Here is a 15,900-nt window from a genome sequence, read left to right as displayed (position 1 = left end):
GTAAAATTCCTTATTTTTTTAATTTGACAATATTCCCTAAAAACTGAAGAGGAATGGCATTATAATTATATTTACTAAATGATTTGAATTGTCATACTTTAGTAGTGTGATAATGAGAGGGGGCTTAGGGAGAATGGACGAAGACATTTATCTCCCTTTAGACGAGGAGTGGACATTATTAATTCAAGAGGCATTACAGATTGGAGTAACACCTTATGAAATACGAAAATTTCTTAATTTAAATAAGCAAAAATAAATAAACAAATTTATTTTTTTGTTAAGTTATGAATTTCTTACTTAGTATCATTGTTATTTGTATAGATCTTATATAATTATCCCGCTATGCAATTCATAGCGGGATAATTAGGTGCACAATAAGTTAAATTAAAAATTTTTGCAAGGAAGCTACTCGTTGAACGGTTACATTAAATCATTTGATGGTGCATATAGAAAATGCACTTATTACATTACAACATTTTAAATGATTTATGGTATCTTATATTCTTATTGTGTTATTGAAACATCGAACTTATTGTTGGAAATCCTCAAATGTGGAGGGTTTTTCCTCTTGCGTATTTAAAATTGTTATTGGTAAATTTAAAGAATGAAAAATTCTTTTTATGACATCAATGGAAGGATTTTTCTTCATTCCTCTTTCAATATAACTTAAATACGACTTAGAAACTCCTGTCATTCTTGAAAGTTCAGATAATGAAATTCCACGTTCTTTTCGCTTTTTTCGAATAATATCACCTATCATAGCTTACCTCCTTTTATAAAAAACGATGCACATCTTCAGTTCATTATAACGTACACACCAAAAGAAACAAAAAAAGGAATAAGGAGTAAGTAGAAGGAAAATAAAGATATATACAATAAAACGTTCCATATAACGAATATTTAAGGATTTTACCAAAATTTATGTTATATGTTACCAATAAAGTGTTTTATTTTTTTGGAGCTACATTACCGCAGAAGAAAAGTCGAGTTTTCAAAAATAAAAAACCCCTAGAAAGGAGTTTTTTATTTTTGATTTAATTTCCACTTATTAAATTCTAAGAAGTCACGAAACTCCTCTTTAGAAATTCCAGAGTCCATTGCTTCTTGAACTAATTTTTTCCACTCATTATCGATGTTATCACTTAATGATGAATCGTTATTAACGTCGTCCTTTATTAAATGATCAATAGAAATATTTAATACAGCTGCTACTTTCTCTAAAAATTGTACAGATGGATTGGTTTGTATATTACGTTCTAGAGCACTCAAATAGGATTTAGCAACACCTGCTTTTTCAGCTAATTCCGTTAAAGTCATTCCAGCTTCCTTACGGTATTTTTTTACCCGTTCTCCAATCATGTTATCTTCTCCTTTTAGCATCAAAACATTTGCTAGCTTTTATTATCGAAAGGCCTTTCTTATATAAAGGTTATTTGAAATTTGGCTACCTGAAAATAAAACTCTTCAGACGTGAAATGAGGTGTCTCCAGCGGGAAAGCAACAGGCGAAGACCCGACACTTCGGCATATAAGTGCGAAGTGTGGAGGCTGAGGCGTTGCCCACGGTAAAGAAGACACTGTGAAGCATGAAAAGATGTCTTACTTATGCCTATGGTGAAAGCGCCTGCCTGCCATGGATGAACACCTTTGAAAGAATATTTTCATATGTCATGGTGTAAATCTCCACTTGCATGAGAGGTCTATCCTAAAAATAGCGACCAATCATTAATATTATGAAAGTCATAAAACTAAATATAAAAATAGATTTAGTTGAAATGTATAGCTTTATACTAATAAATATAGCATATTTTTGAATTTAATAGCCACAAAGGGATAAAAAAGTTTTGAAAACAACGTATTTCTAGCTTTTAAAATATAAAGTCCTATTTTTCTTCGGAATCATCAATATGATTTTTAGGGACGGGTATTGCTTTAAATACAAATAATAGCATAACAAATGCTATAAACCAATAAATCGTAAAAGAATATGGTATGCCAATAGATAAAGAGTCAAATAATGCAAATATGATTGTTGGTAATGTAACGGTGTAAGCGGATAATATCCAGATTTGACGATAGCGTAAGTTCGTTTTTCTATTACTATTCATCACCATTGCAAGCAAGGAAAGGGCAAAGATACCTACAAATTTTGATCCTGCTAAATACACGTATAAGATCAGTGCTAAAAGTCCAATTAATAGAGGCATTATTCCAATAACATTACTTATTAAATCCACTAGCTCAGCCTTATTTATATTTAAATTTAATTGTTGATAATTTAAAGGGTACTCTACCCCTTCTGTTATAAATATTGTTTCTCTCTCTAAAATAGCTAAGACAGTATCGTACTCATCTAAATCATGAACGGTTAATTCACCAGTTGAGTCAAAGATAATATATTCATTGTCTTCTTCAATAATAATAGGATCTGTTTGTTCAGATTGAAGTACTCCATTGACAATTTCAAAATCTGGTATTGATTCTTGAAGATGCAATTCAGTTTTTTCAAGAAAAGTTGAAATACTCGTACCTAATATAATTGTAGGGGGGATGGATACAATAAACATTAAAAAGAATACATACAATATAACTTTACCTATTTTTTGGAATCGGAACTTTGCAATTGTTTTAGGTGAATATAAGCTATATAAGAATTGTTGGAATATGTTCATAAATAGATCTCCTTTATTAATAAATAGTTGTTTATATGGTAGTTATAAATAAAGATAACATACTTTAATTAAAAATTATTATGAAAAACTTTGTAAGAAGGATTGGTTTTTTTGGTGAAACAATGTACGATTGTTTATGGAAATTCAAAATCTTAATAATTTCTTTACAATTGATTAATATTTTTTTTACATTGCACCATTAATATGAGTATCAGTGCAGTAAAGGTTGAGAGATGATGTTATAGGGGGATGAGGTTGTTGGATTTAAGAGATTTACTTTTTATGTTTTTTGGGGGATTAGCTATTTTCCTCTTTGGTATTAAGTTTATGGGGGACGGACTTCAAAAAACAGCAGGGGACAAGCTCCGAGATGTACTTGATAAATTTACGAGTAATCCTGTTATGGGAGTGCTTGCAGGTTTAATTATTACTATTCTTCTACAGACAAGTACTGGAACAACCGTTTTAGCTATTGGTTTAGTTAATGCAGGCTTTATGACCCTTCGTCAATCTATTGGTGTAATAATGGGTGCCAATATTGGTACGACAGTAACTGCATTTATTATTGGTTTAAAAATATCTGATTACGCGTTGCCGATTATAGCAATCGGTACGTTCTTAATCTTTTTTATAAAAAACAAAAAAGCAAACAATATTGGACAAGTGTTTTTTGGTTTTGGTGCATTGTTTTACGGATTGAATTTGATGGGTGATGGTTTAAGGCCCTTAAGAGAACTAGAAGTGTTTGCTGAACTGACCGTATCCATGAGTGCCAATCCATTGCTTGGAGTTTTAATAGGAACAATATTTACAATTTCTGTTCAAAGTTCTTCAGCAGCTATTGGTTTGTTACAACAATTATTTGCTCAAGGAGCAATGGACTTAGATGCTGCACTTCCAGTATTATTTGGTGACAACATTGGAACAACTATTACTGCAGTGTTAGCTGCTCTAGGTGCTTCTATCGCAGCAAAGCGTGCAGCATTGACACATGTTATTTTTAATGTGGTAGGTACAATTATTGTCTTGCTTATAGTTGGACCATATATTCGATTAATTGCATATTTACAAGATGCTTGGAGTTTAAACCCGGAAATGACAATAGCTGTAGCGCACGGTATATTTAATTTCTCCAACGTTTTAATACAACTACCATTTATCGGTGTTTTAGCGTTTATTGTTGTTAAGCTTATACCTGGAAATGAAACGGTGATTGAATACAAAGCCCAACATTTAGATCCAGTATTAATTCAACAATCGTCCTCTATTGCTTTAGGACAAGCAAAAAAGGAAACCTTAAGAATGGCAGAACTATCAGAAAAAGGATTAATTGAGACGTTTCAGTTTGTAAAAACAGGACAGAAGAGGCATGCAGAATTAACATACCAATTTGAAGATGCTATTAATAATTTAGATAGAAAAATTACGGACTACTTAGTAAAAATATCTTCAAATTCTTTATCAGCTAATGATTCAGCTGAACACTCTAAATTAATGGATACTGTTCGAGATATTGAACGTGTTGGAGATCACATGGAAAATATAATTGAGCTAGCAGAGTATCAAATAACAAATAAAGTAAAGGTGTCAGGTTTAGCAATTGAAGATTTAGAAGAAATGTTCAATCTTACAATTGATACTTTAAAGCAATCAATACGGGCCCTAGAAAATAACGATTTAGGGGAGGCGAGAGCTGTGGTTTTAAAAGAAGAAAAAATTGATAAAATGGAACGTCAGCTCCGTAAAAAGCACATTTTGCGATTGAATGAAGGAAAATGTGAAGCCTCAGCAGGTATTATTTTCGTAGATATGATTAGTAATTTAGAACGTATTGGTGACCATGCATTAAATATCGCTGAAGCTGTAATTGGAGAAGAATAGGTGAAGATGTTGGGTTGTCTCTAGATAACCCAACATTAATCTTATTGATAAGGATAGCCCTCATGCAAGTGGAGATTTGCACCATGGAGAAAGAATGAAAATTAATTTTAAATTGGAATGAGTGGAATCCCACGAGACTCCAGTGGGAAAAGCAACAGGTGAAGACCCGACACTTCGGCACATAAGTGCGAAGTGTGGAGGCTGAGGCGTTGCCCACGGAAAGCGAAGTGGGATGTAGCGGATGATTAACCTTTCCTTTATTTGCTAATACTATTAATTTTAATATCAGCTATTTTCAGGGTAGACCGCCCATGCAAGTGGAGATTTGCACCATGGGAGATGAAAATGTTCTATCTAGCGGCTTCATTCTTACCGCATTTTTGTTTTTCAACCATTTGCGGGAACAATAGCGGCTTCATTCTTACCGCATTTTTGTTTTTCAACCATTTGCGGGAACAATAGTGGCTTCATTCTTACCGCATTTTTGTTTTTCAACCATTTGCGGGAACAATAGTGGCTTCATTCTTACCGCATTTTTGTTTTTCAACCATTTGCGGGAACAATAGTGGCTTATTCTTACCGCATTTTTGTTTTCCACCGTTTGCGGGAACAATAGGGGCTTCATTCTTACCGCATTTTTGTTTTTCCATCATTTGTGGGAACAATAGCGAGTCTTCTTTCGTATTTTCAGGATAGATCTCTCGGATAAAATCACGAGAAAAAACGAAAAATAATTTTAAAATTTGTTGTTGACTTAAATATAGGAGACATGCTATTATAGTCAATGTCGCTGATAAAATATTAGCTATGGCGGTGTAGCTCAGCTGGCTAGAGCGTACGGTTCATACCCGTGAGGTCGGGGGTTCGATCCCCTCCGCCGCTACCATAAAAAATATTATAAGGACCCTTAGCTCAGTTGGTTAGAGCTGACGGCTCATAACCGTCCGGTCGTAGGTTCGAGTCCTACAGGGTCCACCATATTTTAGAAATTAGAGGTTAGAGATTAAAGTTAGTTTTTCTATGAAGCAACAGCAATTGATCCCAATTCACACAACCTCTAACAATTTAATACGGAGGAGTACCCAAGTCCGGCTGAAGGGATCGGTCTTGAAAACCGACAGGGGTGTTAAAGCCCGCGGGGGTTCGAATCCCTCCTCCTCCGCCAGTATACATAGTTATTAAGATGTATGTGTTTGTAATAGACAAACATTTACATCTTTTTTTATTATATTCTTTTGGTGAGATAAGCAGAATTTTCGTAGTACCATTTTTAATTATGGTACAATAAACAAAATTTTATTTTTAAAAGGAGAATATATGAACATTCAGATTACTAAGTCAGCATTCTCAGAGTTATCTAATCGAAGTAACACTTTCTTAGACAATTATTTATCCTTAAAATATGATATTGATGGTTGCGGATGTGTAGTTAGTGGTGTAATTCATTTAGTAGAAGTGGAATTGACTGAAATAGAAGAAAGTTTAGTCTTAGCAAAGTCGAATTTACCAAATGTTAAGGTGGTTTATGAAAGGCAGTATGAATGGGTTTATGATGATGACATGCTTATCGATTATGAAAGTAAGGTAAATAGTTTTATTCTCAAAAGCTCTAATCAAATTTTCAATCCAAGAATGAAGTTTATACAAGAAGGATAAATGAGTGGGTGAAATTATTTTGTAACATTTCAATTGTATTTTTTTTGCTACACAAGAGAATTAAAGGAATATAAATTTAAATTGTTTATTTTGAGGTTTATTATTTGATAGGTATGGGTATATCTGATATTGTAAATCTTGTAGAGATAACACTTTGAGGATATTGTTAAAGTCGTTATTTCGAAGAAGATATGATTACTAAGTCATATCACAAAATTTTACATATTATACTAAGGAGGAGATTTTAATGGCTTTTACACTACCAGAACTACCTTATGCACCTAACGCATTAGAACCACATATTGATGAAGAAACGATGAAAATTCATCATGGTAAGCACCACAACACTTACGTAACAAAGCTAAATGACGCTTTGTCAGGTCAAAGTGATTTTGAAGGGAAGAGTTTAGAGGAACTACTAAGTAATCTTGATGCTCTACCAGAAAGTATTCGTGGAGCAGTAAGAAATAACGGTGGTGGTCATTATAATCATACGTTATTCTGGCAGCTTATGTCTCCAAATGGAGGAGGCGCTCCTACTGGAGAATTAGCTGATGCAATTAATGAAGCGTTTGGTAGCTTTGATAAATTTAAAGAGGAATTTAAAAATGCTGCTCTTACGCGATTTGGTTCAGGTTGGGCGTGGCTCGTTGTTGACGGTGGAAAGGTTGCTGTTACAAGTACACCAAATCAAGATACTCCTGTAATGGAAGGTAAAACTCCAATTTTAGGTGTAGACGTATGGGAGCATGCCTACTACTTAAAATATCAAAATTTACGTCCTAACTATGTTGATGCATTCTTTAATGTAGTAAATTGGGATGAGGTTGCTAAACGATTTGCAGAAGCAAAATAAATGAAAAAACCAGCTATCTATATAAGGTAGCTGGTTTTATTTTTTTTTGTTTAATTTATATAATTCCCACATGAAGATAACTTTTTCAAAACCAGCTTGCTTCTTGTGCCATCTACTTCTTGGTAACTCGTTTGCAAAGGTGCACTATAAGTTGATTCAGGTTCCACATGTATTCGTGATTATTTTTTTGATAAAGTGAGATTCCCTTCAAAAAAAGTACCAATAATAGCTAATTTTTATAAAACATTTATACGATATGGGTGAACATCGCATAACCTTTTGCTATTCGAGCACAATAATTACTGTCACGGCAAAAGGAGAGTCGGTTTGTATGAATAAGTGGGTTCAAAAAGTCGTAGGCGATATTGAACCAAATAAAGATCTTAACCTCCTATTAATTATTGGAGGTCTTTATTCCCTCAGTATCGCTTTATCGAATACATTTGTAAATGTATACTTGTGGAAACAGTCAGGAGAGTTTATGGACTTAGCTATTTATAATTTAGCTACAGTAATTATGCATCCAATCACTTTTGTGCTGGCAGGAAGATGGGCGAAAAAGATTGATCGAGTTGTTGTTTTACGGTTAGGTGTTATTTTTTTGTCTATCTTCTTCTTCACTGTGTTGTTTTTAGGGGAAAATGCAGGGAGTTTTATTATTATTTTAGGAGCACTTTTGGGTATTGGAACAGGCTTTTATTGGTTATCATTTAATGTGCTAACATTCGAGATAACAGAACCAGAAACACGTGATTTTTTTAACGGATTTTTAGGAATACTTACTTCATTTGCAGGTATGATTGGACCAATTTCTGCAGGTTTCCTAATAACACACATGGAAAAGCTTACAGGTTATCGTTTAATATTTGCTATTTCATTAGGGCTTTTTATTACAGCTGTAATACTAAGTTTTTTCCTAAGACGACGACCTGCAAAAGGTCATTACCACCTTATGGGTGTGTTTAACATTAGAAAAAAATATAAACCATGGAGAAGTATTTTAAGAGCTCACTTTTTCCAAGGTATTAGAGAAGGTAGCTTTATTTTTGTTATTGCAGTTTGGGTATATGTTTCTACTGGGAGTGAATTAGCACTAGGGACGTATGGTTTAATTGCATCTGGTGTATCATTTATTTGTTATTATTTGGTAAGCAGATTTATTAAGCCAGCACAAAGAAAACGCGCCATTTTCATAGCAGGTATCATTCTTTATGGAGCAATATTTATAATCGTATTCGAATTAAGCTTTACTTTGTTGATTATTTATGGAGTCATTATTTCCATGGCATATCCTTTACTACTTGTACCATATGTTTCACTTACATATGATGTCATTGGAAATGGATGGAAAGCTGCAGAAATGAGAGTAGAATATATAGTTATTAGGGAGCTTCATCTAAATGTAGGTAGGATTACTTCAATTTTAATCCTCATTTCCTTCATTTTGACTCTAGGTGAACAAACAGGAATCCCAATTGCTCTAACTGTATTAGGTTTAGGCCACTTAATTATATACTGGTGTGTTAGAGGTATTGAGTTACCTATCTCAAAAAATAAAGAGTCCTATAGTGTATTAAAGAAACACTAGACTTATGTTTGTTTCTTACAATATTGAATTTCAGAGACGTTATGGTATAATAAGTATAAGAATTTTATATGCCTGCGGTGTTGGTGAACTTCGAGTTTAATTCGAACCGAACACCAATTCACATTGGGAGCTTTATATTAAAGTACGTACAGTATGCCTACCAAGGAAACTGGAAATACTTTTGCGAGCACCCACCTGCTTAAGGCGGGTTCGTGAAATCTGGAAGATAACCGCATCTGCGGGCGTTCAAGATTAGACACCTTACAATGAAGGTGTCTATTGTTGCACGTAAAATTATTTAAATATAATAATTGATTTTATTAAGACTCGCCAATCTGCGAGTTTTATTCACTTATATAGATACTTTAAATTTTACATGGGCTAGGTATAAAAGTATTAAAAGGAAGGATAATTGTAATGAATGAAAAGAAGAATAGACGTAATCATTTACCTGTTCGTTTGAATATATTATTTTTCCTTGTTTTTTTACTGTTTTCTGCTTTAATATTGCGATTAGGAATTATTCAGATTGTTCAAGGTGAAGAATTTCAGGAACAACTTGAAAGAACGGTTAATATTAGTGCTCCCATAGAGGCTCCAAGAGGACTTATTTATGATAGATATGGTAATGTACTCGTTGATAACGAGCTATTGTTCACTGTGACATTCACTAATAGACATACACCACAGCAAGAAATGCTTGAAACAGCGGAAAAACTAAATAAATACATCTCTTTAACACTTCCGAGAATAAATGATCGGGAACTTAGGGAATATTGGGGTTTATTATACCCAGAAGAATTTGAAGAAAAACTAACAGTAGAAGAAGCAAGTGAATTAGAATTAAGTAATAGTGATGCTCATACGGAAAGAATTAATGCTATTACACAAGAGGAACTTGATAGTCTGACAGAACATGAAATGGAAATTTTTCCTTTTTGGAGAGAGTTTAATGTAGGTTATAATAATTTACCTCACAAAATAAAACGGGGTATAACATATGAAGAAGCAGCGTTAATTATGGAAAATTTAGAAGAACTTCCAGGTATTGATATAATACGGGACTCGGATAGAGTGTATATATATGAAGATTCGTTGAGAAGTATATTTGGTAGAGTTGGGTCTATTCCCCGGGACGAAATCGATTTCTATCTAGCAAATGGTTATGAACGAAATGAACAAGTTGGAACAAGTTATTTGGAGTACCAATATGAATCAGTTCTTAGAGGAAGGAAAGGCCGATTAAACAATTTTATGGATGGTAGTGGTAATTTTCTTAGAAATCCACAAGAGCAATTAGGGAGTCGTGGAAATGATTTAGTTCTTACTTTTGATATGGAACTTCAGCAAAGAGTGCAAGAAATAATTCGAAATGAAGTGGAAGAAGTTGAATCGAAGTTTGTTGGTGATCCTGATGCTTATGTTGTTGTAATGGAGCCTCATACTGGGGACATTTTAGCTATGGTAGGCTATAATAATGATCAAGGAACTTTCACCCATGCGTATGAACCTGGGTCGGCTATCAAAGGGGTGACAGTACTTGCTGGTTTAGATACAGGTGTTGTATCTACTAATACTAGAATATTAGATAGGACAATTAATTTACCACAATCACCACCTATTAGTTCTCATCGTCCATTAGGGTATGTAGATGTATATTCTGCATTGGAGCAATCCTCGAACATTTATATGGTAGAAATAGCAATGAGGTTGGTAGGCTATATTCCAGGAGTTTCTGGAACGAATTGGGGTAACTTTTATCGTGGTTATGACATATTAAGGTCATATTATAATCAATTTGGTTTAGGGATAAATACAGGTATTGATCTTCCGAATGAGTTTCGAGGAATAGGAACGGACAGTAGCTATCCAGGATCCTTGCTATTCTTGTCATTTGGACAGTTTGATACGTACACACCTCTTCAGCTAGCTCAATACGTATCTACTCTTTCTAATGGAGGATATCGAATTGCACCGAGAGTAGTAAAAGAAATTCGAGAACCTGGAAGTAGTAGGGATGAATTAGGGCCGTTATCACAGCAATTAGAACCAAAAGTTTTAAATAAGGTAGATATTGATGAAAGCTATATGGATAGTGTTAGAAGAGGATTTTATCAAGTAGTATATGGTAATAGAGGTACAGGTCAGCTGTTACAAGCACCATATGAACCAGCTGGTAAAACTGGTACAGCACAGGTAACAATAAATCGAGATGGAAACTTATTGGAGGCAAATAACCAAACCTTTGTAGGGTATGCACCTTATGATAATCCAGAAGTGGCAATCTCAGTAGTAGTTCCAGGGATGCATGTAGATGAAGGTGGGGTTGCTAATAGAATTTCTAAAGAAGTTTTTGATGCATACTTTGAATTAAAGGAAAATAGAAGAGGGCCATTGTTACCAGGAGAAACATATGAAGAATTTGATGATGACGAAGACGACGAAGACGAAGAAATAGAGGAAGAAATTAACTAAGAGAATAAAAAAACCCCCATATAACATTAACGGGTTTACTTCAGAGGTGCAAAACAGGAAATCACAAGGCAATAGTAGAAATCACATCACTTTCACAATGCATTTCACAGTATAATTCACAACAAAAAGGACTTAGAGATGTTCAATTCTCTAAGTCCTTTGATTGTATTTGCTTCTTTCACTAACGCACCCATTCGTATTATAAGGTTAGCCAGAATGCTAAATATTTCTGGTTGACCTTTTTAGTTGAAGAAAAATGATGCTACGATAAATCCTATTATGATTACAAGGATAAGTATCCCTGTCCCTTTCCATCCTAAGCTGTTAACTAAATCCACAAGACCACCGCTGTTAGCTCTATTAAAAGCATCACCCATATTGCCAGTTGGATTTCTGTTTAATTCCTCTTGCCTTAATCTTTCTCTACGTCTTTCTGGAGTTTCTTTATCTTCACTCACCTGAACACCTCCACTTCTTAATCCCAATATATCGTATTGCCTTTCTTAAACTCTTCTCCCGGTTTAGGAGGCTGTCCTTTATATATGGGCTTTTCAGCACCTTCGTTTATTGATGCTCAGTCGATTATAATTACTCTTGATGCTGCAGTAGATGATGGCATTCCATCATTAATATCTATATGATCCCAAGTCCAAACATCTACTTTTTGTCCCACTTTTAAATCGTTTATTGATAATGTATCCCCATTCTCATTCTCAATAACAGTTGTTTCTTTAAAACTATAATTCATCACATTGCTCCAATCTTCATCGTTAAAATCTTCTATATTTTTATTTCCGTTTTTCTTATCTTCAACAAAAATACCATTTTTAGCTTCACTAATTGAAATGATCACACCTGTTTTGTGAAAACTATCAGAATGATTACCGGTTGGCGTTGTTTCACCACAACCAACTAAAATTAAAAATAAAGTTATGAAAAATAATATTTTTTTCACTAATACCTCTCCTAAAAATATTTTTAAATATATAACAATTATGTAAAATTAGAGTTTTACATAATAAATTTAACGTAGAGACTATTAAATTCTTCGATAGTTTTAAATTTGTAAGCCCTTTTCACTAGTAAGAATATTTTTAACCTTAATATATATTCAGTACATTTATCTTCTACTGGTAAAATAACATATTTGTAAATATATACATTAAAAATTATAAAAAGTCTCCTCCCAATACTTCATTATCTTCTATACTCTATATCAATGTTAACACTAATCCCCTATTATTTGGGGTGAAAATGTAAAAAAAGCGTATCTGTACTTGTTGCAGAAACGCTTCCGTTTGTTTAAGTACATTACTTCACAAAAGCTGTTTATACCTGTCTTCTATTTTAACATAAATACCCAAATCTTCTCTTTTAACATTAGGATTCACAAGGCAAATCACATCGAATTCACAAGAAGGAAATATTAATTTCCACCTATATGAATAGAGCTGTGAATTACTTTGTGATTTCATATCTATTTAACGATAAAACACTGATATAACAACAAAAAATCACATGTGATTTCTGCTGTGAAATCGCATGTGATTTTGCTTGCGAATGGCTTGTTTGCACCTCACAAGTAAACCTGTTATATAATATGGGCTTTTTTTATTTTTTAGGAATTTATAACATTCCCTCATTTGGACAAATAAATCGCCTTACTTCAAGCGCCATCGGCTCGAAGACAAATAATTTGTTTAAGGATTACTTATGACAGATACAATTTCAGCTGTTGTCATAGTACTATTTAAATCATATTCCCCCATACGGAGGTTTCGATCAATATCTCGTTCTAAGACATAAGATTCAAACTGATGCACGTCGTCGATGATATTTAATCTTTCTAGCTCTATAGCAATATGTCTTGATGTCATTCCAGCCTCAATGACGAGAACTGCCTCATGGACTAATTCTTCGTCCTCTACTTCAATAGCTTGTTCATCATTAGTAGGTGAATCATCTAATTCATCTTCATGTTCCACCTCTTCTTCTAGTCGTTGTAACTCTGTTTCCAATCTTGTTAATTTCTCATTTAATTCAATGAATTCGTTTTCTGCCATAATAAAGTAATGTTCATTTTCTAAATGTTTAATAGCATCCTCTGTAGATATGTTTTCAGCCTCAGCTATCTTATTATTATCTGGAGTTGAAGAATAATACCCCACAGCTAAAGTAGCCGTTGCAATAAATATTCCTATAGCAACTCCTTTAAATTGATATTTTAACGACAATTTTTTCAATCCTCTCTTTCAATAGGCTATCTATTACTCACGTATAAAAAATGACATAGTAAAAACATGTGGGTGAGGTAATGTTTAATTGCCTAATATATCTTCTATTTCCTCTTCACTTCTATTAGTAATATCAGAAATATCCTGTATGGAATAACCATCTTCATACATGGAAAGAACATCATCTCTCGTTAATTGTTCATGAGAGTTTCTTCTTGTGTTTCCCGAAGAAATAAATGTTTCTTCTTCTATTATGGAAACTTGTTTTTTTAATTGATACATTTCTTGCATTAATTGTATTGATAAATTTTCCACTTGCTTCTCAACTTCTTTTGTCCGATCTTTTTGAAAAATGGATACTAAAAAAAGAAGAATTGAAATACAAAATAATGTTATTATCGTAAATTCCATAAAAATTCCTCCGTTAATCAATTCTATATACCGATGTCGACCTTATTAGTTATATCATAAAAAATAATGTCTTACTAGATGATCAAAACCAAAGGTTGTCGTAAATATGCGATTTAAAACGAAAAACTAAAAAAAATTACCAAGAATGGTAAAGAAACTTGTTGAGAAATCTTTTCTGTAAAATGAATGAACGAATTAAAATTATTTTTTTGTATGTTGAATTACTGATCTAAATGGATATGACATTTAGTGACAAAAATACCTTCTTGTTGAAGGGCGTTACTATCGGTAAGATTAAATTAAACCTATTTGTACCTGAAGAGGAACCGAAATGATAATGAATACACTTTATGTTAACAAGTGGACGTTAGCTAGGAGACAAGCTTACTAGCTTAAATAGTACAGGTGGAGAAAAACTATTCATTTGGAGGGATTATTTTGTCAGTTATACCACAGCAATCTGTTGATTACTCGAAAAATTATGCTTTTAAAACGAATAATAATATTTCTGTTGTTTTAGACCCTATGCAATTTGATCACTTTCATGAGGGGACAGAACACTCCTTTTCTTGGAAGTGGATTAATTTACCTATGAAATCTGCTGGTAGGAGATTAAATAAACTAGTAGTTTATAATAACACTTACGAACCTTTATCAATTTCTATCCTTATTAAATATGAATTAATGAAAAACTACGATTCCCCTTTAGTGTATTACTCGCCTAGTAAAGATGCACTCGTTGCTTATGACGGAAGTAGATATCGTTTGTTCGGTGGAATAAGTGAATATGGCACAGGAGAGCAATTTAGTACGGTGAAAATTAACGTTAATGAGTGGGGAGAAGGACACCCATTACATTTTCAACCATTAACGAAAAAAAGTAATGGTTGGGGACTAGAATTCCAAATGCATCTGCAAAAGAAGTCCTCAAGTTTTTTGTATGAATGGGAATTTTTAAGTCATAAGCTTTCAGAATTAGAGGAGCTTCATTCCCAATATCATGAGTTATTGTCAGGGAAGTAGTGAAATTAAATATGATGGTTAATTTTTCTTCCTCTTGAAAGTATCACGAAATTTTGCTATTATTTTAAGGTATGAATTAGTTTAGAGATTTGGAGGGAGAAAACATGCGCGTACAAGTAACTTTAGCTTGCACTGAGACTGGCGATCGTAACTACATCACTACTAAAAATAAACGTCAAAACCCGGACCGTCTTGAGCTTAAGAAATATAGCCCAAGATTAGGCCGTCATACGTTACACCGTGAAACGAAGTAATATAAAATGAGAGTGACAAAAATTTCTTTTATTAAAGTAATTTTGTCACTCTTTTTTTATTTTAATTTAATTGTAGTAGAATAGATGACAGGTAAGTTTCCTTCATTAATAGATGGTAAGAATGGTCTAGTTAGGGGAGAGAAAAGTGTTTAACAAAAGTGATTTACGTAAGAAGATAAAACTTTTAATGAAACAGATGGACATAAATGAAAAAAGAAAGAAAGATAATAAAATCCACCATAATCTTTTTAGTGAAGAACAGTGGAAGGAGGCATCTGTAGTAGGAGTTACTGTTTCTATTGGAGATGAAATAGATACATACGAAATTATTACAAATGCATGGTCTGATGGGAAGGCAGTTGTTGTACCGAAGTGTATCCCAAATGAAAAAAAATTATGTTTTTATAAGATAGAATCCTTTGATATGCTGGAAGAAACTTTTTATGGTTTAAAGGAACCAAATCCTGATAAATCTGTTATGTACAAATCTGAGGAAATTGATTTATTAATAGTGCCAGGTATCGTGTTTAATAAAGAAGGCTATCGCATTGGGTATGGTGGAGGCTATTTTGATCGATTTTTAGAAGGGAAAAGGATTCCCACTTGTTCTTTACTTTATGAGTGTCAGCTACTTAAAGAAATACCTTATGAAGATTATGACGTACCAGTTCACAAACTTATAACAGAGAAAAGGACAATTAATACATGATAGTAATATTTACTGTCGGGACATTACATGGTTCATTGGATTAGTGTTTTAAGGATGTTGAGGTATTGGAGTTTGTTCAGAGACCATCAAGACAATTAGAATAATATTTCCAGTAATAACCAATAAATCTGAGCTAAAAGAA

The 15,900-nt window shown here is 33.2% G+C and carries 17 protein-coding genes, 3 tRNA genes and 1 other RNA gene; 13 read left to right on the top strand and 8 right to left on the bottom strand.

The window, feature by feature from the left end; translation table 11 throughout:
• Positions 1-133: 133 nt before the first annotated feature.
• Positions 134-256: an anti-repressor SinI family protein gene (locus QA612_RS14925; RefSeq protein ID WP_278284611.1), complete on the top strand. Its 123-nt coding sequence runs from the start codon at positions 134-136 to the stop codon at positions 254-256.
• A gap of 273 nt (positions 257-529) precedes the next feature.
• Here QA612_RS14925 and QA612_RS14920 read toward each other — a convergent pair whose 3' ends face one another.
• The 3 genes from QA612_RS14920 to QA612_RS14910 form a co-directional block, all read right to left on the bottom strand.
• Entirely contained in the window at positions 530-760 is a 231-nt protein-coding gene (locus QA612_RS14920; protein WP_278284610.1) for a helix-turn-helix domain-containing protein, read from the bottom strand.
• Between the two features lie 263 nt (positions 761-1,023).
• Positions 1,024-1,359: a helix-turn-helix domain-containing protein gene (locus QA612_RS14915; protein ID WP_278284609.1), complete on the bottom strand. Its 336-nt coding sequence runs from the start codon at positions 1,357-1,359 to the stop codon at positions 1,024-1,026.
• A 523-nt stretch (positions 1,360-1,882) separates the two neighbouring features.
• Positions 1,883-2,671, bottom strand: coding sequence for a DUF1189 domain-containing protein (locus QA612_RS14910; RefSeq protein ID WP_278284608.1), 789 nt, complete (start codon positions 2,669-2,671; stop codon positions 1,883-1,885).
• 249 nt (positions 2,672-2,920) lie between these two features.
• Between QA612_RS14910 and QA612_RS14905 the strand changes: the two genes are divergently transcribed.
• Positions 2,921-4,552: a Na/Pi cotransporter family protein gene (locus QA612_RS14905; protein ID WP_278284607.1), complete on the top strand. Its 1,632-nt coding sequence runs from the start codon at positions 2,921-2,923 to the stop codon at positions 4,550-4,552.
• Positions 4,553-5,043: 491 nt separating this feature from the next.
• Here QA612_RS14905 and QA612_RS14900 read toward each other — a convergent pair whose 3' ends face one another.
• On the bottom strand, positions 5,044-5,217 hold the full coding sequence (locus tag QA612_RS14900) for a hypothetical protein (protein ID WP_278284606.1): 174 nt from the start codon (positions 5,215-5,217) through the stop codon (positions 5,044-5,046).
• A gap of 144 nt (positions 5,218-5,361) precedes the next feature.
• On the opposite strand from QA612_RS14900, the gene QA612_RS14895 reads away from it, so the two are divergent.
• From QA612_RS14895 to QA612_RS14860, 8 genes are all read left to right on the top strand, one after another.
• Positions 5,362-5,438, top strand: a tRNA-Met gene (locus QA612_RS14895).
• 15 nt (positions 5,439-5,453) lie between these two features.
• A tRNA-Ile gene (locus QA612_RS14890) sits at positions 5,454-5,530 on the top strand.
• A 94-nt stretch (positions 5,531-5,624) separates the two neighbouring features.
• Positions 5,625-5,717: transfer RNA gene (locus tag QA612_RS14885), tRNA-Ser, on the top strand.
• 152 nt (positions 5,718-5,869) lie between these two features.
• Positions 5,870-6,208, top strand: a complete 339-nt coding sequence (locus tag QA612_RS14880; RefSeq protein ID WP_278284604.1) for an iron-sulfur cluster biosynthesis family protein — start codon at positions 5,870-5,872, stop codon at positions 6,206-6,208.
• Between the two features lie 247 nt (positions 6,209-6,455).
• Positions 6,456-7,064: a superoxide dismutase gene (locus QA612_RS14875; RefSeq protein WP_278284603.1), complete on the top strand. Its 609-nt coding sequence runs from the start codon at positions 6,456-6,458 to the stop codon at positions 7,062-7,064.
• Between the two features lie 331 nt (positions 7,065-7,395).
• Entirely contained in the window at positions 7,396-8,652 is a 1,257-nt protein-coding gene (locus QA612_RS14870; protein ID WP_278284602.1) for an MFS transporter, read from the top strand.
• A 66-nt stretch (positions 8,653-8,718) separates the two neighbouring features.
• A non-coding RNA gene (ssrS, locus tag QA612_RS14865) (6S RNA) lies at positions 8,719-8,901 on the top strand.
• A 168-nt stretch (positions 8,902-9,069) separates the two neighbouring features.
• On the top strand, positions 9,070-11,127 hold the full coding sequence (locus tag QA612_RS14860) for a peptidoglycan D,D-transpeptidase FtsI family protein (protein WP_278284601.1): 2,058 nt from the start codon (positions 9,070-9,072) through the stop codon (positions 11,125-11,127).
• A gap of 242 nt (positions 11,128-11,369) precedes the next feature.
• On the opposite strand, the gene QA612_RS14855 is transcribed toward QA612_RS14860, so the two are convergent.
• The 4 genes from QA612_RS14855 to QA612_RS14840 all read right to left on the bottom strand — a co-directional run bounded on the left by QA612_RS14855 (position 11,370) and on the right by QA612_RS14840 (position 13,772).
• A complete protein-coding gene (locus tag QA612_RS14855; protein WP_278284600.1) occupies positions 11,370-11,585 on the bottom strand; it encodes a DUF6366 family protein in 216 nt (71 codons plus the stop codon).
• 116 nt (positions 11,586-11,701) lie between these two features.
• A complete protein-coding gene (locus tag QA612_RS14850) occupies positions 11,702-12,082 on the bottom strand; it encodes a DUF3221 domain-containing protein (RefSeq protein ID WP_278284599.1) in 381 nt (126 codons plus the stop codon).
• A gap of 745 nt (positions 12,083-12,827) precedes the next feature.
• On the bottom strand, positions 12,828-13,361 hold the full coding sequence (locus QA612_RS14845) for a hypothetical protein (protein WP_278284598.1): 534 nt from the start codon (positions 13,359-13,361) through the stop codon (positions 12,828-12,830).
• 84 nt (positions 13,362-13,445) lie between these two features.
• Positions 13,446-13,772: a hypothetical protein gene (locus tag QA612_RS14840; RefSeq protein ID WP_278284597.1), complete on the bottom strand. Its 327-nt coding sequence runs from the start codon at positions 13,770-13,772 to the stop codon at positions 13,446-13,448.
• 438 nt (positions 13,773-14,210) lie between these two features.
• Here QA612_RS14840 and QA612_RS14835 point away from each other — a divergent pair, with 438 nt between their 5' ends.
• The 3 genes from QA612_RS14835 to QA612_RS14825 all read left to right on the top strand — a co-directional run bounded on the left by QA612_RS14835 (position 14,211) and on the right by QA612_RS14825 (position 15,758).
• The gene (locus QA612_RS14835) at positions 14,211-14,795 is read left to right on the top strand and encodes a hypothetical protein (RefSeq protein ID WP_278284596.1); all 585 of its coding nucleotides are present in this window, start codon (positions 14,211-14,213) and stop codon (positions 14,793-14,795) included.
• Between the two features lie 104 nt (positions 14,796-14,899).
• Positions 14,900-15,049 (top strand): 50S ribosomal protein L33, encoded by a 150-nt coding sequence (gene rpmG, locus QA612_RS14830; protein WP_278284595.1) that lies wholly within the window; start codon positions 14,900-14,902, stop codon positions 15,047-15,049.
• Between the two features lie 145 nt (positions 15,050-15,194).
• Positions 15,195-15,758 (top strand): 5-formyltetrahydrofolate cyclo-ligase, encoded by a 564-nt coding sequence (locus QA612_RS14825; RefSeq protein ID WP_278284594.1) that lies wholly within the window; start codon positions 15,195-15,197, stop codon positions 15,756-15,758.
• The last annotated feature ends 142 nt before the right edge of the window (positions 15,759-15,900 follow it).

Source organism: Evansella sp. AB-P1, from assembly GCF_029688925.1.
In the GTDB taxonomy this organism is placed as follows: domain Bacteria; phylum Bacillota; class Bacilli; order Bacillales; family Salisediminibacteriaceae; genus Evansella.
The sequence above is the reverse complement of the archived record's forward strand: the minus strand, read 5'-3'. Positions and strand labels throughout refer to the sequence as shown.

Bases quoted from the DNA above. Each gene is read 5' to 3' on its own strand.
- QA612_RS14905 (WP_278284607.1), top strand. From the start codon at position 2,921: ATGAGGTTGTTGGATTTAAGAGATTTACTTTTTATGTTTTTTGGGGGA.
- QA612_RS14910 (WP_278284608.1), bottom strand. From the start codon at position 2,671: ATGAACATATTCCAACAATTCTTATATAGCTTATATTCACCTAAAACA.
- QA612_RS14870 (WP_278284602.1), top strand. From the start codon at position 7,396: ATGAATAAGTGGGTTCAAAAAGTCGTAGGCGATATTGAACCAAATAAA.
- QA612_RS14925 (WP_278284611.1), top strand. From the start codon at position 134: ATGGACGAAGACATTTATCTCCCTTTAGACGAGGAGTGGACATTATTA.
- rpmG (WP_278284595.1), top strand. From the start codon at position 14,900: ATGCGCGTACAAGTAACTTTAGCTTGCACTGAGACTGGCGATCGTAAC.
- QA612_RS14840 (WP_278284597.1), bottom strand. From the start codon at position 13,772: ATGGAATTTACGATAATAACATTATTTTGTATTTCAATTCTTCTTTTT.
- QA612_RS14875 (WP_278284603.1), top strand. From the start codon at position 6,456: ATGGCTTTTACACTACCAGAACTACCTTATGCACCTAACGCATTAGAA.
- QA612_RS14860 (WP_278284601.1), top strand. From the start codon at position 9,070: ATGAATGAAAAGAAGAATAGACGTAATCATTTACCTGTTCGTTTGAAT.
- QA612_RS14920 (WP_278284610.1), bottom strand. From the start codon at position 760: ATGATAGGTGATATTATTCGAAAAAAGCGAAAAGAACGTGGAATTTCA.
- QA612_RS14880 (WP_278284604.1), top strand. From the start codon at position 5,870: ATGAACATTCAGATTACTAAGTCAGCATTCTCAGAGTTATCTAATCGA.
- QA612_RS14915 (WP_278284609.1), bottom strand. From the start codon at position 1,359: ATGATTGGAGAACGGGTAAAAAAATACCGTAAGGAAGCTGGAATGACT.